Source organism: Streptomyces caniscabiei (genome assembly GCF_014930365.1).
GTDB lineage: Bacteria > Actinomycetota > Actinomycetes > Streptomycetales > Streptomycetaceae > Streptomyces > Streptomyces caniscabiei.
The window spans coordinates 20,512-45,369 of sequence record NZ_JABXWI010000013.1 but is presented as its reverse complement, the minus strand read 5'-3'; the positions used below and the strand labels follow the sequence as shown (position 1 = coordinate 45,369).

The 24,858-nt window shown below is 72.2% G+C and carries 27 protein-coding genes and 1 pseudogene; 13 read left to right on the top strand and 15 right to left on the bottom strand.

What is annotated here, in order from left to right; translation table 11 throughout:
* Nucleotides 1–77: 77 nt before the first annotated feature.
* A complete protein-coding gene (locus HW837_RS32470) occupies nt 78–734 on the bottom strand; it encodes a TetR/AcrR family transcriptional regulator (protein WP_093789683.1) in 657 nt (218 codons plus the stop codon).
* 159 nt (nt 735–893) lie between these two features.
* Between HW837_RS32470 and HW837_RS32465 the strand changes: the two genes are divergently transcribed.
* Complete coding sequence (locus HW837_RS32465; protein WP_045563215.1) at nt 894–1,454, top strand: NAD(P)H-dependent oxidoreductase; 561 nt, start codon at nt 894–896, stop codon at nt 1,452–1,454.
* Between the two features lie 101 nt (nt 1,455–1,555).
* Here HW837_RS32465 and HW837_RS32460 read toward each other — a convergent pair whose 3' ends face one another.
* The 3 genes from HW837_RS32460 to HW837_RS32450 form a co-directional block, all read right to left on the bottom strand.
* On the bottom strand, nt 1,556–2,116 hold the full coding sequence (locus HW837_RS32460) for a YbaK/EbsC family protein (RefSeq protein WP_045563214.1): 561 nt from the start codon (nt 2,114–2,116) through the stop codon (nt 1,556–1,558).
* Between the two features lie 45 nt (nt 2,117–2,161).
* Nucleotides 2,162–2,734, bottom strand: a complete 573-nt coding sequence (locus tag HW837_RS32455; RefSeq protein ID WP_093789681.1) for a helix-turn-helix domain-containing protein — start codon at nt 2,732–2,734, stop codon at nt 2,162–2,164.
* 95 nt (nt 2,735–2,829) lie between these two features.
* Complete coding sequence (locus HW837_RS32450) at nt 2,830–3,582, bottom strand: acyltransferase (RefSeq protein ID WP_193380859.1); 753 nt, start codon at nt 3,580–3,582, stop codon at nt 2,830–2,832.
* A 130-nt stretch (nt 3,583–3,712) separates the two neighbouring features.
* On the opposite strand from HW837_RS32450, the gene HW837_RS32445 reads away from it, so the two are divergent.
* Nucleotides 3,713–4,255, top strand: coding sequence for a gamma carbonic anhydrase family protein (locus tag HW837_RS32445; RefSeq protein ID WP_045563211.1), 543 nt, complete (start codon nt 3,713–3,715; stop codon nt 4,253–4,255).
* A gap of 54 nt (nt 4,256–4,309) precedes the next feature.
* On the opposite strand, the gene HW837_RS32440 is transcribed toward HW837_RS32445, so the two are convergent.
* Entirely contained in the window at nt 4,310–4,969 is a 660-nt protein-coding gene (locus HW837_RS32440; RefSeq protein WP_045563210.1) for a DedA family protein, read from the bottom strand.
* A gap of 226 nt (nt 4,970–5,195) precedes the next feature.
* Nucleotides 5,196–5,633: a DUF4442 domain-containing protein gene (locus HW837_RS32435; protein ID WP_045563209.1), complete on the bottom strand. Its 438-nt coding sequence runs from the start codon at nt 5,631–5,633 to the stop codon at nt 5,196–5,198.
* 250 nt (nt 5,634–5,883) lie between these two features.
* Here HW837_RS32435 and HW837_RS32430 point away from each other — a divergent pair, with 250 nt between their 5' ends.
* Together HW837_RS32430 and HW837_RS32425 are read left to right on the top strand one after the other, a co-directional pair.
* The gene (locus HW837_RS32430) at nt 5,884–6,945 is read left to right on the top strand and encodes a DUF8017 domain-containing protein (protein ID WP_093789679.1); all 1,062 of its coding nucleotides are present in this window, start codon (nt 5,884–5,886) and stop codon (nt 6,943–6,945) included.
* Nucleotides 6,946–7,057: 112 nt separating this feature from the next.
* Entirely contained in the window at nt 7,058–8,371 is a 1,314-nt protein-coding gene (locus tag HW837_RS32425; protein WP_045563207.1) for an MFS transporter, read from the top strand.
* On the opposite strand, the gene HW837_RS32420 is transcribed toward HW837_RS32425, so the two are convergent.
* Nucleotides 8,333–9,178: a spermidine synthase gene (locus HW837_RS32420; protein WP_193380858.1), complete on the bottom strand. Its 846-nt coding sequence runs from the start codon at nt 9,176–9,178 to the stop codon at nt 8,333–8,335. The genes HW837_RS32425 and HW837_RS32420 overlap by 39 nt on opposite strands.
* A 97-nt stretch (nt 9,179–9,275) precedes the next feature.
* Nucleotides 9,276–10,445, bottom strand: a complete 1,170-nt coding sequence (tuf, locus tag HW837_RS32415) for an elongation factor Tu (RefSeq protein ID WP_045563205.1) — start codon at nt 10,443–10,445, stop codon at nt 9,276–9,278.
* Between the two features lie 512 nt (nt 10,446–10,957).
* Between tuf and HW837_RS32410 the strand changes: the two genes are divergently transcribed.
* Nucleotides 10,958–11,740, top strand: coding sequence for a TVP38/TMEM64 family protein (locus HW837_RS32410; protein ID WP_045563204.1), 783 nt, complete (start codon nt 10,958–10,960; stop codon nt 11,738–11,740).
* A gap of 117 nt (nt 11,741–11,857) precedes the next feature.
* Here HW837_RS32410 and HW837_RS32405 read toward each other — a convergent pair whose 3' ends face one another.
* Nucleotides 11,858–13,027, bottom strand: a complete 1,170-nt coding sequence (locus tag HW837_RS32405) for a thiolase family protein (RefSeq protein WP_193380857.1) — start codon at nt 13,025–13,027, stop codon at nt 11,858–11,860.
* 93 nt (nt 13,028–13,120) lie between these two features.
* Here HW837_RS32405 and HW837_RS32400 point away from each other — a divergent pair, with 93 nt between their 5' ends.
* On the top strand, nt 13,121–13,597 hold the full coding sequence (locus HW837_RS32400; protein WP_045563202.1) for a winged helix-turn-helix transcriptional regulator: 477 nt from the start codon (nt 13,121–13,123) through the stop codon (nt 13,595–13,597).
* Between the two features lie 91 nt (nt 13,598–13,688).
* Here HW837_RS32400 and HW837_RS32395 read toward each other — a convergent pair whose 3' ends face one another.
* From HW837_RS32395 to HW837_RS32385, 3 genes are read right to left on the bottom strand one after another with little or no spacing between them, the layout of a single operon-like run.
* Nucleotides 13,689–14,402 carry a cupin domain-containing protein gene (locus tag HW837_RS32395; protein ID WP_093789677.1) on the bottom strand — a complete coding sequence of 238 codons (714 nt, stop codon included), beginning with the start codon at nt 14,400–14,402 and terminating at the stop codon, nt 13,689–13,691.
* On the bottom strand, nt 14,396–15,331 hold the full coding sequence (locus tag HW837_RS32390) for a DUF6807 domain-containing protein (RefSeq protein WP_093789676.1): 936 nt from the start codon (nt 15,329–15,331) through the stop codon (nt 14,396–14,398). The genes HW837_RS32395 and HW837_RS32390 overlap by 7 nt, the downstream gene beginning before the upstream one ends.
* Complete coding sequence (locus HW837_RS32385; RefSeq protein ID WP_177261835.1) at nt 15,328–16,575, bottom strand: Gfo/Idh/MocA family protein; 1,248 nt, start codon at nt 16,573–16,575, stop codon at nt 15,328–15,330. Before HW837_RS32385 ends, HW837_RS32390 begins: the two co-directional genes overlap by 4 nt.
* A gap of 358 nt (nt 16,576–16,933) precedes the next feature.
* Between HW837_RS32385 and HW837_RS32380 the strand changes: the two genes are divergently transcribed.
* The 3 genes from HW837_RS32380 (at nt 16,934) to HW837_RS32370 (ending at nt 18,726) form a co-directional block, all read left to right on the top strand.
* On the top strand, nt 16,934–17,809 hold the full coding sequence (locus HW837_RS32380) for an undecaprenyl-diphosphate phosphatase (RefSeq protein WP_045563198.1): 876 nt from the start codon (nt 16,934–16,936) through the stop codon (nt 17,807–17,809).
* 117 nt (nt 17,810–17,926) lie between these two features.
* Nucleotides 17,927–18,106: a hypothetical protein gene (locus tag HW837_RS32375; protein WP_045563197.1), complete on the top strand. Its 180-nt coding sequence runs from the start codon at nt 17,927–17,929 to the stop codon at nt 18,104–18,106.
* Nucleotides 18,064–18,726, top strand: coding sequence for a chloramphenicol phosphotransferase CPT family protein (locus tag HW837_RS32370; protein WP_193380856.1), 663 nt, complete (start codon nt 18,064–18,066; stop codon nt 18,724–18,726). The genes HW837_RS32375 and HW837_RS32370 overlap by 43 nt, the downstream gene beginning before the upstream one ends.
* Nucleotides 18,727–18,744: 18 nt before the next feature.
* Here HW837_RS32370 and HW837_RS32365 read toward each other — a convergent pair whose 3' ends face one another.
* A complete protein-coding gene (locus HW837_RS32365; RefSeq protein ID WP_045563196.1) occupies nt 18,745–19,485 on the bottom strand; it encodes a glucose 1-dehydrogenase in 741 nt (246 codons plus the stop codon).
* A gap of 192 nt (nt 19,486–19,677) precedes the next feature.
* On the opposite strand from HW837_RS32365, the gene HW837_RS32360 reads away from it, so the two are divergent.
* Both HW837_RS32360 and HW837_RS32355 read left to right on the top strand, forming a co-directional pair.
* A complete protein-coding gene (locus HW837_RS32360) occupies nt 19,678–20,649 on the top strand; it encodes an expansin EXLX1 family cellulose-binding protein (RefSeq protein WP_193380855.1) in 972 nt (323 codons plus the stop codon).
* A 141-nt stretch (nt 20,650–20,790) separates the two neighbouring features.
* On the top strand, nt 20,791–22,083 hold the full coding sequence (locus HW837_RS32355) for a serine hydrolase domain-containing protein (RefSeq protein ID WP_093789672.1): 1,293 nt from the start codon (nt 20,791–20,793) through the stop codon (nt 22,081–22,083).
* A 72-nt stretch (nt 22,084–22,155) separates the two neighbouring features.
* Here the strand turns inward: HW837_RS32355 and HW837_RS32350 are convergent, their stop codons facing one another.
* Entirely contained in the window at nt 22,156–22,950 is a 795-nt protein-coding gene (locus tag HW837_RS32350) for a hypothetical protein (protein ID WP_093789671.1), read from the bottom strand.
* A 68-nt stretch (nt 22,951–23,018) separates the two neighbouring features.
* The gene (locus tag HW837_RS32345; RefSeq protein WP_193380854.1) at nt 23,019–23,396 is read right to left on the bottom strand and encodes a winged helix-turn-helix transcriptional regulator; all 378 of its coding nucleotides are present in this window, start codon (nt 23,394–23,396) and stop codon (nt 23,019–23,021) included.
* A 93-nt stretch (nt 23,397–23,489) separates the two neighbouring features.
* Here HW837_RS32345 and HW837_RS32340 point away from each other — a divergent pair.
* Nucleotides 23,490–24,161 (top strand): annotated as a pseudogene (locus HW837_RS32340) (NADPH-dependent F420 reductase); the annotation flags it as partial.
* A 142-nt stretch (nt 24,162–24,303) separates the two neighbouring features.
* Nucleotides 24,304–24,798: a nuclear transport factor 2 family protein gene (locus HW837_RS32335; protein WP_193380853.1), complete on the top strand. Its 495-nt coding sequence runs from the start codon at nt 24,304–24,306 to the stop codon at nt 24,796–24,798.
* Nucleotides 24,799–24,858: the final 60 nt, after the last annotated feature.

Genomic DNA, 24,858 nt, shown 5'->3' with positions numbered 1-24,858 from the left:
CCTCCCGCTGCGCCCGGCGTACGAGGCCCCTCCCCGACACCCGGCCCCCAAGTTACCAAGCGGTCGCTTTGACTGCCCTACGCCGCCACGACCAGCCGCGTGATCAGCTCCCCCCAGCCCCGCTCCAGCCGGTCGAGGGACATCCCGCGCCGCTCCACCAGGTGGTCGACGAGGTTGATGTCCAGATAGCCCAGCAGGGTCTGCGCCAGCAGCTCGATGTCGCCCTTCGCCCCGGCGCGGCGCAGCAGCATGCACAGGTGGCCGAGGCGGAGCTGGGTGGCCGGGTTGGCGTGCCGGCGGGTGGCGTCCGCGCGGGCGGCGAGGTAGAGGTCGCGATGGGCGTACTCGTGCCGGATGACGGCGGCGCCGAAGGCGTGCAGCCGCTCGACGGGGGGCGCGTCGGGGCCGAGCGGGGGCGGCCCGGACAGGAACGCGGCCTGGAGCTCCCGCTCCTGGTGGTCGAGGAGTGCGGCCAGGAGCCCGAAGCGGTCGCCGAACCGCCGGAAGACGGTGCCCTTGCCCACCTCTGCGGCGGTCGCCACGGCCTCCATGGTCAGGTTCGCGGCCCCGCACTCCGCCGCGAGGCGGGCGGCGACCTCCAGCAGCCGCATGCGGTTGCGGGCCGCGTCCGCGCGCAGTCGGGGCTGTTCGGTGACGGTGGGGGTGAGGTTCAGCAGTCCGTCGAGGGGGTCCGGATCCTGAGGCGCCGGGAAGGGCGGCAGCGACTCTTTCATGAAATGAGCGTAACGCTCACCACACACAAGTGGACCCCGGTCCGGATAGCTGCTACAAATTTCAACGGACCACGGTCCGTTTCGCAGGTACCGCAGACCCCGGTCCGTGGCTTGCCTCACGTGTTCCCTACGCGCACACCCTTTGCTAGGAGTCAGCTCATGTCCGTACGCATCCTCGCGCTCGTCGGCAGCCTTCGCGCCGGTTCGCACAACCGTCAGCTCGCCGAGGCCGCTGTGAAGCACGCCCCCGAGGGCGTCGAGATCGAGCTGTACGAGGGTCTGGCCGACGTCCCGTTCTACAACGAGGACATCGACAACGAGGCCGCCCTCCCGGCCACCGCCGCGCGCCTGCGTGAGGCCGCCGGCCAGGCCGACGGCTTCCTGCTCTTCTCCCCCGAGTACAACGGCACCATCCCCGCCGTCCTGAAGAACGCCATCGACTGGCTGTCCCGCCCGTACGGCGCCGGCGCCTTCACCGGCAAGCCGGTCGCCGTGGTCGGCACCGCGTTCGGCCAGTTCGGCGGCGTGTGGGCGCAGGACGAGACCCGCAAGGCCGTCGGCATCGCCGGTGCCACGGTCCTGGAGGAGGCCAAGCTCTCCATCCCCGGCTCGGTCGTCCGCTTCGCCGAGACCCACCCGGCCGACGACGCCGAGGTCGTCACCGGCCTCACCGAGGTCCTGAACCAGCTCACCAGCAAGGCGGGCACCGCCGCCGCCTGAGGCCCGTCCTCAGTCACCCCTCGTCGGGTCCGGGCCACCGCCCGGGCCCGACGTCGGCGTTTCCGGCGGCGACAGGGGCGCCCCCTTCAGTGGGCCACCCTTCAGACGGTGACGCCCAGCCCCTCCAGCACCACCGCGTTCGGCAGCTCCGCGAACGCCTTCCCCGGCACCAGCAGCTTGCCGCGCCGCCGTCCGCTGCCGACCAGGACGTACGGCAGGTCGACCACGGCCGAGTCGACCAGTACCGGCCACGCGGCGGGCAGCCCGACGGGCGTGATGCCGCCGTACTCCATCCCGGTCTCCCCGGTGGCGGTGTCCATCGACGCGAACGAGGCCTTGCGGGCGCCCAGTCGGCGGCGGACCACACCGTTGACGTCGACGCGGGTGGTGGAGAGCACGACACAGGCGGCCAGGCTCGTCCCGCCGCCCCGCTTGCCCGCGACGACCACGCAGTTCGCGGACCGTTCGAGCAGGTCCTGCCCGTAGTGCTGGACGAACACCGCGGTGTCGGCCCACTCGGGCTCCGTCTCGACGTACAGGATCTGGTCGGCGGGCACGCTGCCGGGCCAGTCGCGTACGGCGTCCGCGACCGGGCGGACGAGGTCGTCCAGGCAGTCGGGGGCGGGGGTGGCGTGGTCGAAGTCTCCGATGGGTGCGCGCATGAGCCGCACGTTACTAAAGCCCCTGGGCCGCCCTGCCGCGGTGCCTCAGGGCACGGCCGGCACCGAGACCGTGAGCACCATCTCGGTCGGCACGTCGCCCCGGTTGGCGTACTCGTGGGCCGCGCCCGCCTCGAAGGTGACGCTCGCGCCGGCCGGGACCCGGTACTCGGCGCCGTCCACGGTGAGGGTCAGCTCGCCCGCCGTGACATGGGCGATCTCGACCGTGCCCACGGGGTGCGGGTCCGAGCGGCTGCCCTCGCCCGGCATCAGCCGCCAGTCCCACATCTCCAGCGGACCGGGCGCCTCCGTACCGGCCAGCAGCCGGCTGTAGCTGCCCGTCTCGGTGTGCCACAGGCGGACCACCTGCTCGGCCGGAACGACCCGGACCTTGGGCCCCTGTTCGTAGTCGAGCAGGGTGGTGATGCTGACCCCGAGGGCGTCGCCGATCTTGACGACGGTACCGAGACTGGGGTTGGTGCGGGCCTGTTCGATCTGGATGAGCATCCCGCGGCTGACTCCGGCGCGAGCCGCCAGCGTGTCCAGGGTGAACCCGCGCTCGGTGCGCCAGCGCTTGACGTTCCGCGCCAGGGACTGGGTCAGCAGGTCGAGGTCCGACACGTTCCGTCCAATATCTCAGTGACAGAGTCCAACACGACGAACGGAGGCGGCCGCACCCGACGTTCACCGAACTGTACTGCGAGGGCCGCGCCCCCTCAGGCCCCCTGGGCCGACTCCTCGGCCCCCCGCGCGTCCCACTCCGTCAACGCCAGCAACTGCTCGGGCGTGACCCCGTCGGGGATCGGTACCGGCGCGGGTGTCCGGATCGGGGGCTGCCACCCCTCGGCCGGGTCCCACCGGCGCACGACCCGCGCGGGCGCCCCGGCCACCACCGAGTGGTCGGGCACCGCCCCGCGCACCACCGCCCCCGCCGCGACGACCACGTTCCGCCCGATCCGCGCCCCCGGAAGGATCACCGCGCCGGTGCCGATCCAGCAGCCGGGTCCGATCGACACGGGATCCATCCGGGGCCACTGCTTGCCGATCGGCTCGTGCGGGTCGTCGTAGGAGTGGTTGGTGGAGGTCACGTACACGTACGGCCCGAAGTAGCAGTCGCTGCCGATGGTGACGGTGGTGTCGGCGATGACGTGGCTGCCCCGGCCGAGCACGACCCCGTCGCCGATGCGCAGGATCGGTTCCGCGCCGAGGTCCAGGTCGGGCATCAGGCCGGCGGTCAGGGTGACCTGCTCGCCGATGATGCAGTGGGAGCCCAGGTGGATCCACGGCTCACCGAAGACGGTGCCGAGCGGGAAGGCCAGCCTGGTACCCGTTCCCATCGCGCCGAAGCGGAGGCGGCCGGGCCGCTCGGCCGTCACCGACCCCGTGCGCTGCAACCACGCCCAGCCCGCGTGGACGGCGCGCTGCGCGAGGCGGCCCCACCAGGACGAGAACGTGTTCTTCTTCGGCACCCGCTCACCGTACTCACCGGGCGGCATCCGCATGACGTCGTACGGCTGTGATCTTCACCCCACGCGACGCGCACCCCATGGCTTACGGTGCGGGTGAGCACTGATCTTCACCCAGCATCTGGAGGCGGCGATGAACCGGCAGCGGGCCCTGATCACGACGTTCGGCGGCAAGAAGCCGGAGGTGGAGGAGGCCGCGTTCGTGTCCCCCACGTCGACGGTGATCGGCGACGTGACCCTGCGGCCGGGAGCGAGCGTCTGGTACGGGGCGGTGCTGCGGGCCGAGTTCGAGCCGATCGTCATCGGCGCCGACGCCAATGTCCAGGACAACTGCGTCTTGCACGTCGATCCCGGTTTCCCCGTCTCGATCGGTGAGCGGGTGTCCATCGGGCACAACGCGGTGGTGCACGGGGCGACCGTCGAGGACGACTGTCTGATCGGGATGGGCGCGACGGTGCTGAACGGCGCGGTGATCGGTGCGGGGTCGCTGGTGGCCGCGCAGGCGCTGGTCCCGCAGGGCATGCGGGTGCCACCGGGTTCGCTGGTCGCGGGGGTGCCCGCGAAGGTGAAGCGGCCGCTCACCGACGAGGAGCGGGACATGGTGACGCTGAACGGGACCCACTACACGGAGCTGGCCAAGGCGCACCGGAAGGCGCAGGAGGAGTACGGGGCGTAGACCGGCAGCGGGTCGGCGCGCGGCCGCGTCCCGCGCGCCTCTCCGGGGCGCGCCTCACTCCGCGGCCGTGACCAGCTCCCCCTCGGCCGTCCCGGCCGTCTCCGCCTTCTCCGCCGCCTTCTTCGCCTTGCGCTTGATCACCAGCATCGAGGTGACGCCGATCAGGACCGCCAGGACCAGGCCCAGCCAGGAGAAGCGCTTGAGCCAGGCCTCGGCGACGACACCGACGTAGTAGATGACGGCGGTGGTGCCGCCGGCCCAGAGGATGCCGCCGAGGACGTTGGCGACGAGGAAGCGCCAGTAGGGCATCTGGAGGACGCCGGCGAGCGGGCCGGCGAAGATGCGCAGGAGGGCGATGAAGCGGCCGAAGAAGACGGCCCACATGCCCCACCGGTCGAAGGAGCGCTCGGCGACGGCGATGTTGCTCTCGCTGAAGTGTTTCGGGAACCGCCGGTTCAGCTTGGCCAGCAGGGGGCGTCCGCCCTTGCGGCCGATGGCGTAGCCGATGGAGTCGCCGATGATCGCGCCGGCGGTGGCGCAGGCCCCGAGGACGAACGGGTCGATCTCTCCGTGCTGGGACGCGAGCAGCGCGGAGGAGACCAGGATGATCTCGCCCGGCAGCGGGATGCCCAGGCTCTCCAGGCCGATGACCAGCCCCACCAGCAGGTAGATGGCGAGCGGGGGCACTGTTTCGAGCCACTCCTGGACGTGCAAAGCCGGTTCCTCCCGTGCAGGCGGATCATGTGGATCGGCCGGATCTCAGGGCCCTTGGCGCGCGCTCCGCACGGAGCGCGCGCCGGGGCAGCCTACCCGCTTACTCGGACGGCGCCGGAGCCCGACGGGTTGCCCCACAGGACGCAACGGCCGCACCGGCGCTCACCGCGCACAGCCGCGCAGCCCCGCCGGGCCACCGACCGCGACGGCGTCCGGGTTCGGAGGGTCACGTGTTGGGGCGCAGGGTCCAGACGACCGTCATCTCTCCCGTCACCGCACCGTCGGCGCGCTGGATGGCGATGGTGACGGGGAACTCCGGGCGCTGTCCGGCGTCGAGCTCGGCGACGACCTCGGCGGCGGGGCGGCCGAGCGTGGCGGTGGCGGTCACGGACCCCATCGCGAGCTTCTTGTACGCGATCTCCGCCCGCACCGCGAGCGGCACGGCGCGGGAGAGCTGGTCGCCGAACGCGGCGAGCACGATCGCCCCGCTCGCCGTCTCCCCCAGTGTGAACATCGCACCGGCGTGCGGTCCGCCGACGTGGTTGTGGAAGTCACCCTCGTCCGGCAGCGCCACGACGGCCTTCTCGGGAGTGGTCTCCAGGAACTCCAGCTTCAGGGTCCTGGCCATCGGCACCGTGGCGGCGAGCATCTCGCCGATCGACATCTGGTCTGCGCTCATGGCGCGATGTTACCCACGAGTAGACAACGATGACCAGGGGCGCCCGCGGGCCGCGGACGTTCGCGTCCGAGAACCCGGCACCCCCGCGAGGAGCGGCCCGCCCCCTGACGAGCCGGGAGCCGGCGGTTCAAAAGTCCTCCGCCCGGGGCGTTTTGGAGCCGTTCGTCCCGACCGTGAAGCGGCTTGGCGGACTCCCGTGGCACCCCGCCCCCCGGCACATCTATGGTTACGAGCCATGTGGCCAGGACAGCAGCAGCCGCCCGGGGGCGAGCACCAACCGCAGCAGCCGAATCCGTACCAGCAGCCGGGGTACGACCAGTCGGGTCAGCCGGTACAGCCGGGATACCAACAGCAGCAGGGGTACCAGACACCGAACCCCTACCAGCAGCCCGGATACCAGTCGACGGGCCAGCAGGCCCAGTACGGGCAGCAACCGCAGTGGGGCGCGCAGGCGCCCGCGGGCCCGCCGGTGCCGCCGGGCGGAGGCGGCGGCAACCGGACGAAGCTGATCGCGATCATCGCGGCCACGGCCGTCGTCGTCGCGGCCGGCGTGACGGGCTTCCTGGTGCTCGGCGGTGACGGCGACAAGGACAAGGCGGACACGCAGTCGGCCCCGTCGGTCTCCCCGTCGCCGACCGCGTCCGAGAGCACCGAGGACAACCCGCGCGGCGAGGACGCCGGCGCGAAGCCGACCGTCGAGGGCTGGAAGGTCGTCGTCAACCCCAAGTGGGGTACGGCCTTCGACGTGCCCGCCGACTGGGAGGTCCAGTCGCCGGACACCTTCATCGGCTTCGAGGACTCCGAGAAGGGCGACGGCTCGGTCCTCATCGGGATGTCGGCCCCCGCCGTCCTCAAGGAGAAGTACTGCACGTCCGACGACGACAAGGACGGCAACGAGGAGTCGAGTTCCCTCGCCGCCGTGGGCACCAAGGGCCAGCAGGGCGCCAAGGGCACCGAGGACATCGCCCGCAACGACTCGGCGTGGTGGGTCTTCGGCGGGTACACCGACCAGAAGGCCGCGTCCAAGAAGAAGATGACCATCGGCAAGCCCAAGGCGTACACGACGGCGTCGGGCGTCGAGGGCAGTGTCGCGACCACGTACTCGACGGGCGTCGCCAAGAAGGACAAGTGCGACACCGACGGCAAGGCGACCACGTTCGCCTTCAAGAACTCGGCCGGTGACTACGTCTCCTGGACCTTCCACGGCGCCAAGGACGTCAAGGAGGAGGTCCCGGACGCCACGGTGCAGAAGATCCTGAGCACGGTACGCCTGTACGGCGACCCCACAGGCGGCTGAGCGAACGGGCCCACGGCCCTGCTCGACCACCCCGCCCCCACCTGGCCCGATCCCGCCCCACCGCGTGCGGAAACGGTTTGGCAGACGGGGGCGGGGCGGCGATAGTCGGCGGGTGACCACTCCCGCCGCGCCCCGTCGCCGCCCCGCCTGGGCCGGCCGCAACTACACCCTGCTGACGACGGCCGCGGTCGTCACCAACCTGGGCAGCAACGGCGCCCTGATCGCGGCCGCGTTCGCGGTCCTGGAGGCCGGCGGCGACGGCGGGGACGTCGGCCTGGTCGCGGCCGCGCGCACCCTGCCGCTCGTGCTCTTCCTGCTCGTCGGCGGCGCGATCGCCGACCGGCTCCCCCGGCACCGGGTGATGGTCGCGGCGAACGCCCTCAACTGCCTCTCCCAGGCCGCCTTCGCCGTCCTGGTCCTCGCCGGCGAGGCACGCCTGTGGCAGATGATGCTGCTCTCCGCGCTCGGCGGCGTCGGCCAGGCCTTCTTCGGTCCGGCCGCCGAGGGCATGCTCCTGTCGTCCGTCACCGCCGAGCAGGCGGGTCGCGCCTTCGCGCTGTTCCGCTTCGCGTCGCAGGGCGCGACCATGAGCGGCGCGGCACTCGGCGGCGCCCTGATCGCGGTGATCGGCCCCGGCTGGGTGCTCGCGGTGGACGCGGCGGCGTTCGCTCTGGCCGGCGCCCTGCGCGCCTTCCTCGACGTGAGCCACATACCGGAGCGCGGGGCGGGCGGCGGGCTGCTCGCGGATCTCCGGGACGGCTGGCGGGAGTTCACCGGCCGGACCTGGCTGTGGGCGATCGTGGTCCAGTTCTCCCTGGTGAACGCGGTCATCGTGGCCGCCGACGCGGTCTACGGCCCGCAGGTCGCCCGGGACAGCCTGGGCGGGCCGGGCCCCTGGGGCCTGGCCCTCGCCTTCTTCGGGGCCGGCAACGCCGCGGGAGCACTGCTCATGGCCCGCTGGAAACCGCGCCGGCTCCTCCTCGTGGGCGTCCTCTGTGTCTTCCCCTTCGCCCTGCCGTCCGCCGCGCTGGCCGTGCCGGTGCCGATCGCCGCGCTGTGTCTGGCCATGTTCGTCAGCGGTCTGTCGATCGAGGTCTTCGGGGTCTCCTGGATGACCGCGCTGCACCAGGAGATCCCCGAGGACAAGCTGTCCAGGGTCTCGGCGTACGACTGGTTCGGTTCGGTGGCCATGGTGCCGCTCGCCGCCGCGCTGGCGGGCCCGGCGGAGAGCGCCTTCGGGCGTACGGCGGCCCTGTGGGGCTGCGCCGGGCTGTGCGTGACCGCGACGGCGGCGGTGCTGTGCGTGCGGGACGTGCGCAACCTGACCCGGCGCGGCACGCCGGTGGCCAAGGTCGAGCCCGGCCCCGAGACCGGCGGTGAGGCCGGTTCAGCCGATGCCGAAGGCCCCGTCGGGCGGCTCGGGTGACGGTACGGCGTCCTCCTCGCCCACCGGCGCGGCACCGCCGATGAACGCGCGCAGCGCCGGACCGTGCTCGACCCGCGCGGGGAAGGCGTCGGCGGCGGTCCGCCGGGCGAGGACGGCGATGTCGAGCGGCTGGTGGGAGGCGACCAGCACGGCGTTGCCGAACCGCCGGCCGCGCAGCACCGCCGGTTCGGCGATCAGCGTCAGTTCCTCGAACACCGTTGCCAGGGTGGCCAGTTGGGACCGCAGATAGGCGAAGGGCGCGGCGTCGGCCAGGTTCGCGAGATACGCGCCGTCCGCGCGCAGTACCCGTGCGACGGCCCGCGCGTACCCCACGGTCGACAGATGCGCCGGGACCCGTGAGCCGCCGAACACATCGCCCACGAGGACGTCGGCGGAGCCGGCGGGGGCCGCTTCGAGCCATTGCCTCGCGTCCGCCCCGTGCAGCGCGATCCCGGCGTCGCCGGGCGGCGGCAGCTGCTCGACGACGAGGTCCAGCAGGCCCCGGTCGTACTCGACGACGTGCTGCCGGGACCCGGGCCGGGTGGCGGCCACGTACCGGGGCAGGGTGAGCGCGCCGCCGCCGAGATGCACCACGTCGAGGGGCCGCCCCGGTTCCGCCACGGTGTCCAGCACGTGCCCGAGCCGCCGCGCGTACTCGAACTCCAGGTGGGTGGGCTCGTCCAGATCGACGTACGACTGCGGCGCCCCGTCGACGGTCAACAGCCAGGCCCGCTCCCGGTCGACGTCGGGCATGAGCTTGGCGGTGCCCCGATCGATGGCACGGGAGACGGGTATGGCTTCGTTCACGCTCCCATTCTGGTGCAGGGAGCGCCCCGCGAGGGGCGCGGGGGACCGCCGGCCGAGAGCCGGCCCGCGGTCCCCCGCCCTTGCCTTGGTGAGCCGTCTACTGGACGGCCGTCACGGTCCCCGCCCCGACGGTCCGGCCGCCCTCACGGATGGCGAACCCGAGCCCCGGCTCCAAGGGGACCTCCCGGCCCAGCTCCACGCTCATCGTGACGCGGTCCCCGGGCCGGGCGACGGCGCCCTCGCCGAGGTCGATGTCCCCCACCACGTCGGCGGTGCGGATGTAGAACTGCGGCCGGTAGCCGCTGGACACCGGGGTGGTGCGGCCCCCCTCCCGCGCCGACAGCACGTACACCTGCGCGGTGAAGCGCCGCCTGGGCACGACGCTGCCGGGCGCGGCCACGACGTGTCCGCGTCGGACGGCGTCGCGTCCCACCCCGCGCAGCAGCAGCGCCACGTTGTCCCCCGCCTGCGCCTCCTCCATCGGCTTGCCGAAGGTCTCGACGCCGGTGACGACGGTCTCGATCCCGGCGCCGAGCACCTCGACACGGTCGCCCACGCGGATGGTGCCGCGCTCGACGGCCCCGGTGACGACGGTCCCCCGGCCGGTGATCGTCAGGACGTTCTCGACGGACAGCAGGAACGGCGCGTCGAGATAGCGCTCGGGCATCGGGACGTAGGTGTCCACGGCGTCCAGCAGCGCGTCGATCGACGCCGTCCACCGCGGGTCCCCTTCGAGCGCCTTGAGCCCGGAGACCCGTACGACGGGTACGGAGTCACCGCCGTACCCGTGCGCGGTGAGCAGCTCGCGGACCTCCAGCTCGACGAGGTCGCTGAGCTCCTCGTCGCCCGCGTCGGCCTTGTTGAGGGCGACGACGATGTGGTCGACGCCCACCTGCCGGGCGAGCAGCACGTGCTCGGCGGTCTGCGGCATGATCCCGTCGAGCGCGGAGACGACGAGGATCGCCCCGTCGAGCTGCGCGGCGCCGGTGACCATGTTCTTGACGTAGTCGGCGTGGCCGGGCATGTCGACGTGCGCGTAGTGCCGGGTGTCGGTCTCGTACTCGACGTGCGCGATGTTGATGGTGATGCCGCGCGCCGCCTCCTCCGGGGCGCGGTCGATGCGGTCGAACGGGACGAAGGTGCCGGCCCCGCGCTCGGCGAGGACCTTGGTGATGGCGGCGGTCAGGGTGGTCTTGCCGTGGTCGACGTGACCCATCGTGCCGATGTTGAGATGCGGTTTCGTACGGACGTAAGCAGTCTTGGACATGGCGGTACCTCGAAGCCTCTTCAGCGGTACTGGGTGATGGCCCCGGCGGCACGGAACGGCGGCCGGGACGGGGACCCCGAGGTCTTGCCGACCCTCCCCCTGCGGGGTCCGCCGGAATGTCCGGGAAGGGTCAGCTTCGGGCGCCGTCCGCGGCGGCCACGACGATCAGAAGGGCAGCCTTCGGGGCATCCGCGCCTGTGGCGGATGCGGCGAGAGCGAAGGCGTGCCGGAACATGACGTCGATCATCGTCGACAGGTCGGCCCGCGTCGAATGGTTTTAGGTGCGCGGGAGTTCCGGGAGAAAGCGGAAGAGAGATGCTTCACAGGACGGTGTACGGGGTGAACGGTGCGCGGGTCGGGCCCGTGGTCCGGAAGGCGCAGGCAGCACGGTGCGCGGTGCCCGGCGGAGGTCCGGGCGCACCGGTCCCGACGAGCCTGTCGTCCCGCTCGCTGTGACGCCCGTGAGACGTTCCGTAGGGCATACCCGTACATGGGTCGGTTACCGTCGTCGAATGCTCGATGCCACCACCCGCTCTGGGGGCACCGCCACGGTCCTTCCCCGGACCGCCGCCACGGAGCTCGCCGTCGCCACTCCTGTCACGGTCCCGGCCCTGCCGCCGGGGCGCGCCGCCCGCTGGGGCAGAGTGCTGCTCTCGCCGTGGGCGCGGTTCTCGCTGCTCGTCGCGCTGCTCCTGGCCGCCGTGTCCACGGTGCTGCTGTTCGAGCCGCAGCGGCTGCTGGCCGACGGCTGGCCACCCCAGCTCGGCGGTGCCGCCGCGGCCGTGGTGTTCGCGGTGGCGTACGGGCTCTGCACGGTCGCCTTCGTCCCCCGCCCGATCCTCAACATCGCGGCGGGCGCCCTCTTCGGCTCCCAGCTCGGTCTGGCGTCGGCGCTCGCGGGCACGGTCCTCGGCGCGGGCCTCGCCTTCGGCCTGGGGCGGATCCTCGGTCAGGACGCCCTGCGTCCGCTGTTGCGCCACCGCTGGCTGAAGTCGGCGGACGGCCAGCTCAGCCGGCACGGCTTCCGCTCGATGCTGGCGGCCCGCCTGTTCCCCGGGGTGCCCTTCTGGGCGGCCAACTACTGCGCTTCCGTCTCCCGCATGGGCTACCTGCCCTTCCTGCTGGCGACCGCCCTCGGCTCCATCCCGAACACCGCCGCCTACGCCGTGGCCGGCGCCCGTGCCTCGTCGCCGACCTCCCCGGCCTTCCTGATCGCCATGGCCTGCATCGCGCTCCCGGCCCTCATCGGCGCGACGGTGGCCTGGCGCAAGCGCCACCACCTGCGGGCCCGCTGACACCAGCGCCCCGAAGGGCCGCGGGGAACTGCGCGACCAGCCCCCACCCACCCGCGCCCGACCCCCGACCCGAACGGCTCCGCCCTCGAACCGCCGCCAACTCAAACCGCCTCCCCCTCAAACCGCCTCCAGCACCATCGCGTTGGCGAGCCCACCCGCCTCGCACATGGTCTGCAACGCGTAGCGAGCGCCACGCTCCCGCATCGCGTGCACCAGCGTCGTCGTCAGCCGGGTCCCGCTGGCCCCCAGCGGGTGCCCCAGGGCGATGGCGCCCCCGTGGACGTTGACCTTGTCCAGGTCGGCGCCCGTCTCCTGCTGCCAGGCGAGCACCACGCTGGCGAACGCCTCGTTCACCTCGAAGAGATCGATGTCGTCGATGCCCAGCCCGGCCCGGCGCAGCACCTTCTCGGTGGCGGGGACGACCCCCGTGAGCATCAGCAGCGGATCCGAGCCGGTGACGGCGAAGGAGTGCAGCCGGGCGAGGCGGCGCAGCCCCAGCCGGGCGGCCGTCTCGGCGGACGCGACGAGGACGGCGGACGCTCCGTCGTTGACGGGGCTGGCGTTGCCCGCGGTGATGTTCCACTCGATCTGCGGGAACCGCTCGGCGAAGCCGGGGTCGTGGTAGGCGGGCCGGAGCCCGGCCAGGATCTCGGGCGTGCTGCCGGGCCGTACGCACTCGTCGCGGGTCACCCCCTCCAGCGGCGCCACCTCGGCGTCGAACAGGCCGCTCTCCCAGGCGGCCGCCGCCCGGTGATGGGACGACACCGCGAACTCGTCCATCCGCCCGCGCCCGAGGGACCACTTCGCGGCGATCAGCTCGGCGCTGATGCCCTGCGGCACGAGCCCCTCGGGGTAGCGCGCGGCGACGCCGGGGCCGAAGGGATCCTTGCCGGGCGGCACGTTGGACCACATCGGCACCCGGCTCATCGACTCCACCCCGCAGGCGACGACCAGGTCGTACGCGCCCGACATGACGCCCTGGGCCGCGAAGTGCACGGCCTGCTGGGAGGAGCCGCACTGCCGGTCGACCGTGGTCGCGGGGACCGTCTCCGGGAAGCCGGCCGCGAGGACGGCGTAGCGGGTGGTGTTCATGGCCTGCTCGCCCACCTGGTCGACGGTGCCGCCGATGACGTCGTCGACGAGCGCCGGGTCGACGCCGGAGCGGTCGACGAGGGCGCGCAGGGTGTGGGCGAGGAGGTCGACGGGGTGGACATGGGCGAGGGCGCCGTTCGGCTTCCCCTTGCCCAGGGGCGTACGTACGGCTTCGACGATCACGGCGTCACGCATGGCTCGGACCTCCACGACTACCAGTGAGTAGGATTTCCGAACTCACCATAATCCCGTGAGTTGGAAAAACAAACCCTCCTCTAGACTGGGCGCATGCCCGCCTCCGGAGATCCGCGCCCCTGTTCCATCGCCGACACCCTGGCGATCGTCGGTGAGAAGTACTCCCTGCTGGTCCTGCGCGAGGTCTGCCTCGGCAACGGCCGTTTCGACCAGCTGGTCCGCAACATCGGGGCGCCGCGCGACGTGCTGGCGACCCGCCTGAGGCGCCTGGTGGACGCGGGCGTCCTGGACAAGCACGCCTACCACGAGCGCCCGCGGCGCTACGAGTACCGGCCCACCCGGGCGGGGCTCGAACTGGAGCCGGTCCTGATGACCCTCATGGCGTGGGGCGACCGCCATCTCCGCACCGACGGCGACCGCCCCATGGTGATCGAACACGCCTGCGGCAAGACACTGGCCCCCACGGTCACCTGCGCGGCTTGCGGCACAGAGGTCCACCACGAGGACCTCAAGGCCCACCCGCAGACCCCGGGCTGGTCGGTGAAGGGCCCGACCACGAGCGCCCCGTAGGGGCGCGGGGAACAGCGCGGGCAACCACACACCACCCGCAGCCGCCCGACCACAGCACTCCCCGGGCTCCTAGGCGCCCGGAACCCCCTGCTCAGTCCCCCCTGTAGACGTCCAACCGCCCACACATCCCGAACTTCCCGGACTCGGAAGGCTTCTCGGCCCACACCCCGGCATCGGTCAGATGGGACACGTCCCCCCGCTCCAACCGGTCGAGCTGCTCCCCGGTCGCGGCGGCAGCCGCCCGCGCACCCCGCTCCCACCGCGCCCGCCACTGCGCGAGCCGGGGCCGTACGAGCGCCGCGGCGGCCCGGTGGAACGCGGCGAGCGGCTCGGGCCCGGACGCGTCCCGCAGCGCCCGGTAGCCCTCCAGGGCGAGGTCGCGCCGGGCGCGGGCGACGCGCTCCCGCTCCTCCTCCGGCGCGTCCAGCGGGATACGGGTGGCCGCCGCGTACGTCTCCGGATCGGTCAGGTACTCCGGGGGCAGCGTGAGGACCGCGTCGCCCGCCTCCGGGAGCCCGTTGTTCTGCATGAGGACGGTGATGCGCAGGTCGTCCTCGTTGACCAGCCGGTGGATGGTGCCGGGCGTGAACCAGGCGACCGTCCCGGGCGCCAGCGGCGTGACCTCGTACCCGGTGGCCGTCAGGGTCTGCACGGCCCCGCGCCCGCCGGTGACGACGTACGCCTCCGAGCAGGTCAGGTGCATATGGGGGGTGCCGCCGCAGACCCCGTCCGCCGCCGGCCAGTCGTACACGGACAGGTGCGACAGGGCGACTCCGCCCGGCAGTCCCTCGTAGCCGCTCACCACGGGTGCGCCTCCAGGTACTTGGCGATCTCCTCCCGCTCCCAGGAACCGTCCGCCACGACGACCCGGTAGCGGCGGGTGAGCGTCTCGCCCGGGGCCAGCTCCAGCTCCTCGAAGAACGCCCAGGAGGGGGCGACGGCGGCGAACGGCTCGTTGCGGACGAACCAGTGCGCCGGGTGGGCGCCCTCGGCCCCGGTGTGGTCGTTCTCGGGGGCGTGCGCGAAGACGAGCGTGGCGTGGCCGTCGGTGCCGTCGTGCTCGCCCGAGTACGCCAGCCAGGGCGCCTGTTCGCCCATCAGCCGGGGCCCCTCACCGTCGGGCCCGATGATCCGCCCGTCCCGGAAGGCGCGCGGACCGCGCCAGAACAGACCGGTGTAGCCGGCCATCTCCCGGCCCGCGGTGGTCGGGCTGCCGAACAGCAGCGGTTCGTCGCGGCGGTTGGTGATCGCGCTCGTCCAGGTCAGCGCCCACGATCCGGACTCGGTGTCCACGTCGTGGATCTCGATCCGGCGCTCCTCGTCGGCCCACAGCTCGCCGGAGTACGGGTGCCAGGTCAGCCGCTCGGCGATCACGACCCGTTCGCCGTCCGACTCGACGACGTCGAAGCCGACGTGCGCCATCGAGCCGACCCGCTGGGGGATCGGCAGATAACCCTCGCCGTGGACATAGGAGTTGCCGCCCCACAGGTTCTGGCCCGACAGGTGCGAGGCCGTCAGCTGGAGGCCCTTGTGCCAGCGGTGGTCGTTGGGGCGGAAGTCGGTGACGACGTCGCCGGCCAGCGTCCGGATCGGGTGCAGATACGGCTTCGGGGCCTCCCAGGCCGTCTCCGGCCGGTAGACGTAGCTCAACAGCTCGACGCCCGTGCTGGGTTCGGTGACCGTGATCCGGTCGCCGTGGGCGTGGACCACGCGCAGCCCGTCGTGGAAGGTCATGCGGTGATCTCCTCACTCGTGCCGACGGAGCCCGTGCCGACGGGGCTCGCGTCGACGGACACCTGGACGGTTCCGGGCGCCCAGCCGGGGGCGCCGCCGTGCATGGCCGTGTAGTACGGGTCCCCGGGTCCGATCTCGCCACGCCGTACGGTCGCGTCCGTGAACGCCGACTTGTACAGGGCGGCGATCAGCTCCAGGCTCGTCCGCCCGTCGGCGCCGCTGCTGCGCGGACGCTCGCCCGCGCGCATGCTCGCCACGAGCTCGCGCAGCTGGGCCAGGTGCGAACTGGGCACGTCCTCGCCGAAGTCCCGCCAGGCCGCCGCGTCCGCCTCCGGGGTGCCGGGGGCGGGGGTGACGGTCCAGTCGGCGTTGGAGTGGCCGTACAGATGCGTCAGCTCGACGGTGGCGCGCTCGCAGTCGATACGGATGCGGCTGACCTCGTCGGGGCTGAGGACGCTGTTGACGACGGTGGCCAGCGCGCCGCTCTCGAAGCGCACCAGGGCCGTGGAGACGTCCTCGGTCTCCACGTCGTGGACCAGCCGCCCGGCCATGGCGCGGACCTCGCTCCACGGGCCGAGCAGATCGAGCAGCAGGTCCATCTGATGGATGCCGTGCCCCATGGCGGGCCCGCCGCCCTCGGTGGCCCAGCGGCCGCGCCAGGGGACGGCGTAGTAGGCGGTGTCCCGGTACCAGGTGGTCTGGCAGTGCGCGACGAGCGGCCGCCCGAGGCTCCGCTCGTCGATCAGCCGCCGCACGTGCCGCGCGCCGGAGCCGAAGCGGTGCTGGAAGACGATCGAGGCGTACGGACCCCCGGTCTCCGCGCCCTCCTCCGCCTCGACCGCGTCGAAGTCGGCGAGCGTCGGCACCGGCGGCTTCTCGCACCACACCCAGGCGCCGGCCCGCAGCGCGGCGATCGTCTGATCGCGGTGCAGGGTCGGCGGGGTGCAGATACTGACCAGGTCGGGCCGCTGCTCCGCCAGCATGCGGTCCAGGTCGGTGTAGCCGTGCGGGATGCCGTGCTCCGCGCAGAACTTGGCCACCGCGTCGGCATCGATGTCGACGGCCGCGACGACCTCGGTCTCGCCCTCCTCGGCGAGGCGCGCGAGCGCGGGCAGATGGGAGCCGCCGCCGATGGCGCCGATGCCGACGATCGCGGCCCGGACACGCCGGCCGGTCAGCGGGGCCGGGGAACGGCCTGGGCCGTGGTCCGGAGTCGGGCTCGGGTCGCTGCTGGGTGTGGGCATGGACGTGATCAGCACTCCATCGAACGTGACATCGGACGGTGGCGGACGCCTGGTGGCGGGGGCTCCGGCGGAACGGTGACCCTCGGCACTGCAAGCGCTTTCCCTCGCCAGCAACGTATGTGCGGACATAGTGACTGGTCAACACCGCCGATCCAGCCGTTCCACGCCTCGGACGGCGCGTGGTCCACCCGTCCCCCGCACCGCCTCCGCCGGGGCCCCGGCCCGCCCCGCCAAACCCCTGTGCCAGCCCTGTCATCAAGGGGCGCTAGGCTGCCCCCAGCACCTGTGATCACCCGCCCCGCGGCGCGGCACGTCTTCCGTCGGCCCTCCACGATCAGCGCTTGGACCACGTAACTTCATGTCTTGGTTTGAATCCCTCATCCTCGGACTCGTCCAGGGGCTGACCGAGTTCCTCCCCGTCTCCTCCAGCGCGCACCTGCGCCTGACCGCGGCCTTCTCCGGCTGGGAGGACCCGGGAGCGGCCTTCACGGCGATCACCCAGATCGGCACCGAGGCCGCCGTGCTGATCTACTTCCGCAAGGACATCGCCAACATCATCTCGGCCTGGTCCCGCTCCTTGTTCAACAAGGAGATGCGCGCCGACCACGACGCCCAGATGGGCTGGCTGGTCATCGTCGGCTCCATCCCCATCGGTCTCCTCGGTGTGACGCTCAAGGACCAGATCGAGGGCCCCTTCCGTGATCTGCGGCTCACGGCGACCATGCTGATCGTCATGGGCATCGTGCTGGGCGTGGCGGACCGCCTCGCCGCGCGGGACGAGACCGGTGGCAAGCACCGCGCCGCCAAGGAGCGCAAGAGCCTCGAACAGCTCAGCGTCAAGGACGGTCTGATCTTCGGCCTCTGCCAGGCCATGGCCCTCATCCCCGGTGTCTCCCGCTCGGGCGCCACGATCAGCGGTGGCCTGCTCATGGGCTACAAGCGCGAGGCCGCCGCCCGCTACTCCTTCCTCCTCGCCATCCCGGCCGTGATCGCCTCGGGCGGCTACGAGCTGAAGGACGCGATGGAGGGCGGGCACGTCTCCTGGGGCCCGACGATCTTCGCCACGGTCATCGCCTTCTTCGTCGGCTACGCGGTCATCGCCTGGTTCATGAAGTTCATCTCCACCAAGAGCTTCATGCCGTTCGTCTGGTACCGCATCGCCCTCGGCATCGTCATCGTCGTCCTGGTCTCCATGGGCGTGTTGAGCCCGCACGCGGGCGAGTCGGGGAGCTGACCCGGCTCCGCCCCGGACGGCCCGTACCTCCCCCAACTCCCTTCCGTGACCAACCACATACTGCATCCGTAGCCGCCCGGTAGCGCACTGTCAGTCCCGGCGCCTACTCTGTTCGGCATGTCCCCCGATTCCCCCGCCCGTGGTTCCGTGCGGTCCGCCGACGACCTGAACGACAGGATCAGAGCGCTGTGGCGCCACGCGGGCGCGTCACTGTCGGCGCAGGAGCGGGCGGAGTACGAGCTGCTGGTCGTGCAATGGGCGGCGGCGACACGGGGAGACGTGATCGAGGCCGCGTGATCATCTTCCTGAACGGCACGTCCAGTTCGGGGAAGTCGAGCATCGCGACGGAGCTGCTGCGCATCCTCGACGAGCCGTACTTCCACATCCCGGTCGACGCGTTCCACGCCATGCGGACGCGTCAGCAGCTGCCCCCGGAACAGCTCGCCACCGTCCTGCACCGCACCTGGCGGGGCTACCACCGGGCGGTCGCCGGCATGGCCGCCGCCGGCAACAACGTCGTCATGGACCACGTCCTGAGCGAGGAATGGCGCCTGCGGGACTGTCTCGACCTGTTCGTGCCCCAGGACGTCGTCTTCGTCGGCGTGCACTGCGGACGTGCGGAGCTCGCGCGGCGTGAACGGGAGCGCGGTGACCGGCCGTTGGGGCTCGCGGCCCGACAGCTGGACCAGGTGCACGCCCACGGCCTCTACGACATCGAGTGCGACACGGGCCGCGCGGATCCGCTCCGATGCGCCTCCCGCATCAAGCAGTTCCTGCGCCACCGCCCGAGACCGACGGCGTTCGAGCAACTCCGCGACAGACAGCGGGACTTGCACCACCGGCGGACCGAACCGCGCCCTGAAAGGGGCGCGGGGAACTGCGCGAGCAACCACGTACACCCCGCAGTCGGCCAGTGACCAGGCCCCAACGGCGCTTCACCGACCCCCCGACACCCTCAGCACCGCCCCCGTCGTGTACGACGCCTCGGCCGACATCAACCACGCGATCGCTGAGGCGATCTCATCCGCACGCCCCGGCCGCCGCAGCGGCACGGACGCGGCGATTCGATCGGCCCGCTCCGGATCCCCCATCCGCGCGTGGATCTCCGTGTCGATCACCCCGGGCGCGACCGCGTTGACCCGGATGCCGTCCGGACCGAGCTCCTTGGCCAGCCCGGTCGTCAGCGTGTCCACCGCGGCCTTGGTCGCCGCGTAGTGCACGTACTCGCCGGGACTGCCCAACGTGGCCGCCGCCGAGGACACGTTCACGATGACCCCGCTCCCCGAGGCCGCCATCGCCCGGGCCGCCCGGCGCGAACACAGCAGCACACCGAGGAGGTTGACCTCCACCACACGGCGCAGCACCTCCGTGTCGGTGTCCGCCAGCCGCCCGAACGGGCCCGTCACCCCGGCGTTGTTGACCAGCCCCGTCACGGAGCCGATCCGCTCCGCCGCCGTATCGAACAGCCGGTCCACATCGGCCTCCACCGACGTATCGGCCCGGACGGTGACACAGCGCGCCCCGTTCGCCCGTACCCCCGTGGCGATCCACTCGGCGGCGGCCCCGTCGTTCACGTATCCCACGACCACGTCGTGACCGTCCGCCGCGAGCCGCAGGCAGGTCGCGGCACCGATCCCCCGGCTTCCACCCGTGACCACCGTGACCGGACGTGACATCCCGACCTCCCCGACGAACCCAGCCGAACTCAAACGATCGATCATCCTACGATCGCAGCTTCGCGCCCGCCGCACCTCGAAGGCAACCATTCCGGCCCCGGCGGCAACCCATGAGTGGCAAGCTCCTTTCACGCGAGCCCCACACGCATCACGCTTTCTCCCGAACCAGGCACGGAACAGAAGGACTTGAACGTGGCAGCCCGTTCCCACCGCTCCGCCCGCCGCCCCAGGCGCCGCACCGCCCTCGTCTCCGCCGCCGCCGTGGCGGCCGTCGGGCTCGCCGCATCGCTCGTCATCGCCTTCGGCCCCGACCGCGACACCGACACCGAGGCAGCCGGAAAGGCCGGGGCGACCCCCGTCGCCGCCACCACCCGGACGTCCGCGCCGCCCTCCGACGCACCGGAGCGGAAGAAGAAGCCCTCCCCCACCCCCTCGAAGTCCCCGTCCCCGTCGGCGTCGAAGAGCACCCCGTCGGCGACCCCGAGCCCCGAGCCCACCCGGCCGGCGACCGCCGCCACCGGACGCTCCGGATCCGCCTCGGGACAGCTGGCGGGACGGATCCGCCCCGGGGTCGACTACCAGGGGGTCGCCACCTTCTACGACGCCGGCACCGGCGAGGGCGGCGCCTGCTCGTTCGGCGCGAGCGACGACGTCATGACGGCGGCGATGAACACCACCGACTACGAGGTGTCCAAGGCCTGCGGAGCGTATGTGCGCGTCCGCGCGGGCGGCGCCGCCGTCACGGTCCGCGTCACCAACGAGTGCCCGTCCCCCTGCCGGCCCGGCCAGCTCGACCTCAGCGCCGAGGCGTTCGCCAAGCTCGCCGCGCCCTCGCGGGGCGAGATACCGATCACCTGGAGCCTGCTGAGCCCCGCCACCTCCGACACCCTCTCGATCCGGTACAAGACCGGGTCCAGCCAGTACTGGTGCGGCATCCAGGTGCTCGGACACCGGAACCCGGTGGCCCGGCTCGAGGTCCGCTCCGGCGGTGCCTGGACCCCACTGCCGCGCACCGAGTACAACTACTTCCTCTCCGAGCAGGGCGGCGGGTGCGGTGGCGCGCTCCGGATCACCGACATCTACGGGGAGCAGCTGACCGTGGAGGGCCTCCCGGTGCGGCCGGACGTCGTCCAGCGGACCGGCGCGCAGTTCGCGGCCCGCTGACCGACCGGGCGCGTCTGCCGCCCCGCCACGGAGAACGGCCGGCGCGGCCGCTGCGCCGGACAGCGCAAGCCCGCGCGCGGCGGGTCGTGATCCCGGCCGATGCTGAGGGGGCCCCTGCCCGCCGAGCCTCACGGAACCCTCATGCCACCACGCACGCCCGCCTCCCGCCCGCACACCGACACTCAGCCCGATGGAGGCGCGCGCCCCCGCCACCCCCGTCCTCGTCGCCGCCCCCGCCTCCGTCCGCGTCCCCGTCTGCGCCCCTCCCTCGTCGCCCTGCTCGGCGCCTCCTGCCTCAGCGGTCTGCTCCTCGCGCCGACAGCGGGCGCCGTCGCCGACGGGCGTGTCGGCGGGGGTGGCGACGGCCGGGGCGAGCGCGCCCTGCAACGGCAGCTCGAAGAGTTGGTGGACACCCCCGGAGGACCGCCGGGGGTGATCGTCGTACTGCAACGGGACGGCAGACCACACGTCCTGCGGGCCGGTGTCGCCGACCTGGAGTCGGGCCGCCCGATCGAGCCCACCGACCACATGCGCATCGCCAGCACGGCGAAGGCGTTCAGCGGCGCCGTCGCGCTCCGCCTCGTGCAGCAGGGCGAACTCTCCCTCGACAGCACCCTCGGCGACACCCTCCCCCGGCTGCCGGACGCCTGGGGCGCGGTCACCCTCAGGCAGTTGCTGAACCACACCAGCGGACTGCCCGACTACAGCGAGGACCGGCAGTTCCTGGACCTGCTCCTGGCCGACCCGCGCCGCACCTTCGACCCCCGCCGGCTGCTGGACTTCGTCGCGGACGAACCGCTGCGCTTCGCCCCGGGCTCCCGGTACCAGTACTCCAACTCCGACAACATCGCCGTGGCCCTGATGGCGGAGGCCGCGACCCACAAGCCGTACGAGGACCTCCTCCGCCGGATCGTCCACCGCCCCCTCGGGCTGACCGACACCAGCCTTCCCCTGGGGTACGAGATGCCGGAGCCGTACATGCACGGGTACGCCGTCGAGCCGCCCGCGCCGCCGGAGGACGTCAGCGAGGCGCTCAGCGCGTCCGGGGTGTGGGCCTCGGGCGGAATCGTCTCCACCCCGCGTGACATGACGCGGTTCATCCGGGGCTACGCCGCCGGGGAGCTGACGTCGAGAGCGGTCCTGCGCGAGCAGCGCCGCTGGATCGAGGGGTCGTCCGAACCGGCGGGCCCCGGCCGCAACAGGGCGGGACTGGCCATCTTCCGCTACGACACGCGCTGCGGGGTGGTCCTCGGCCACACCGGGAACTTCCCCGGGTACACCCAGCTGATCGCCGCGACCCCCGACGGCCGCAGATCCCTCACCTTCTCGCTCACCACCCAGGTGAACAGAACCCTGGCCCCCGCTCTCCTGGAGAGACTCCGCACCATCGAGGAGAACGCGGTCTGCACACTGCTCGCCCCCCGCCCCCACTGATCACGCAGCCCGCCCGCGCCGCGACAGGCCCAGCCTGGACGAGGACGGTGGCTCTGCGGAGGCTGAGCCGCATCAGCCGCGTCGCTGCCACCAGCGCCGCTTCGGCTCGATCGTCCGAGGACGAGCTGCGGTCCCGTCAAAGGCTGGCGGGACCGCCGAGGGGAGGGCCTTCAGAGCGGCGCGGATGCGATCGAAGGGGACAACCCCGTGTTGACCGTCGTAGAGCACCGCCACGCCGACGCAGACCAGCTTGAAACGGTTGCCGCCGAGGCCGGCGCCGATGAACACCGGTGCACCCACGCACCCTTGAGGCAGGTCTCCGACCCACTGAATGGTGCCGTCGCCGGTGCGCGCAACCCGGCCGACCACGACAGCCTGTTCCCGGTCACCGCCCTCGGTGATGTGGCCCAGCACGTAGGCCGCGATCGGAGCCTCACCGAGGTCGGCGATGTCCTCTTCGGTGGCGGCGATGCCGTCGGTGATCTCGTCGGTCGTCCAACTCCACCCCTTGCGGGCGCTGTACGCGTGCAATCCGGTGGTGGGCATGACCGCCACCCCCAAGTCGCCGAGATGAGTCCACCCCTCCGCGAAGTCGATCATCATCAGCTTCTCCGCGCTCATCACGGGCGTGCACAGGTCCGGGCGCAGGGTGAACTCGGCCAACTCCACGCTCGCCGGCCCACTGGCGGTCACCAGGTACTGGCGGACGACCTCCTCCTCGCCGGTCGTCTCCACGAGCTCGTTGAACCAGAAGGCCGTGGCGTGTTGTTCATCCCGGTTCGCTCGCTGGAAGGGAAGCGTCGAGCGGCCGGCGTGACTGACCATCGCGTCGATGGCCGCGTCATGAAAGTCGGGGAGGTCGGACACGGTTCGAGAGGCTAACGCACGGGGCGCGACATCTACCGAAGAGATCGGCGAACCAGGTCGCGTCTCGCTCACAACCCTCTCGCGGTACTGCTCTCCTGTGCTTCGAGGAGTTCGTCACCGTGCTCGATCGCCCAGCGTCCGAGCGCCATCATCGGGCCCTCGACCAGGCTCTGTCCCAAGCCGGTCAGGGCGTAGTCGACGCGTGGTGGGGCCTCGGCATAGGCGTGGCGCTCGATCAGTCCGCTCGCGAGCAGGCGATGCAAGGAGTCGGTCAGCACCTTGTCGCTGATGCCGCCGATCGCGGCGTGCAACTCGCGGCGCCGGAGCGGACCCGAGCGAAGCGCCGCCAGTACGGCGGGATCCCAGGTATGGCCGAAGAGATCGGTGGCCGCGCGCAAACGGCAATCGGCGACCACCTCATAGCAGTGGGCGTCGTGATCAGTCATCTCGCCGTCCATCATCGCGCGCCGTCACGCACCGATCGGTGCACAACGCCTCTCCTACCGTGACCAACTGACCGACAACCAGGGGAGAGGCACGGACAGATGCGCATCGGGATCCTGGGAACAGGGACACTGGCGGCGGCGCTGGGAGAGGGCTGGGCACGTGCGGGACATGAGGTGGTGATCGGCGGACGATCGCTGGTCAAGGCGGAGAAGCTCGCTGAGCGGCTGGAGCACAAAGTGCTCGCTGTCGCACCGCGTGAGGCGGTCACCGGGCGCGATGCGGTGCTCCTCGCTGTGTCCTGGGACGGTGTCGAAGAGATGCTGGGGATGGTGGGCGCGTCCGATGGCGTGCTCCGGGGGATGCCGTTGATCGATCCCACGAACGCCGTTACGCATGGCGTCGGCACCCTGCTCACCGAGCACGGCGAGACGATGGCGGGGCGGATCGCCGGACTTGCTCCGGGAGCCTGGGTCGTGAAGGCGTTCCATCTCTTTCCCGCCGCCCGGTGGACGAGCCTGCCCGGTCGTGGCCAGTCCCGCGTGACGGTGGCGATGTGCGGCGACGATGCGACCGCCCTGCACGTCGTCGGTGACCTGGTCCGTGACGTCGGCGGGGTTCCGGCGACTCTGGGGAAGCTGGACCGGGTCCACCAGTTGGAGGAGGTGGCAGGCTTCGTGATCGGCTTGGCCTTCGCAGGCTTCGACCCCGGCTCCGCCGTCCCCCACCTCCCCTCGAACGACAGGCACGCCGGCTCACAGGGGTAATGGCCACGGCCGCCACGCCGCCCGGCGTCGGACCGACAGCGAGTGCCGGTCTGACGCCGGGCACCCCGCGCGTCCCGGACATATCCCCCATCCGACCGCACGCCTCTTGGCGTGGCGCGTGTGCTGCCCCAAGACTGAGCCGATGACGCAGCGTGTGGAGCTAGCGACCGTGATGGACCGGCTCGCCGTCGACGGCCTGATCACCGAGTACGCGGTGGCCGTGGACGACGGGGACTGGGCGGCGTACCGGGACCTGTTCGCGCCGCGCGGCCGCGCGGACTACCGCTCGGCCGGCGGGATCGAGGGCGACGCCGCGCAGGTCGCCGCTTGGCTGGCGCGGAGCATGGAGCTGTTCCCCATGCGCCAGCACCTCATCGTCAACCGGCGGGTGCGCTTCGAACTCCTGGAGCAGGACACCGGCGACTCCGCCCGGGTGCAGGCGGACTACATCAACCCCATGCGTTTCGCCGGCCACGACGGGGGCTCCACCGCCCCCGACTTCGTCTGCGGCGGCCGCTACGCCTTCGCCCTCGTCCGCACACCGGACGGCTGGCGCCTGCGCGAGGTCGTGGTCCAGGAGAAGTGGCGCCGCGCCCCCGAGGGCCTCACCCCCGCCCAGCACCCCTCCCCCGCCTGACCGCGCCCACCCGCCACCCACCCCCGGCGCCCGCCCACCTCACCACCACGCCCCACCCCG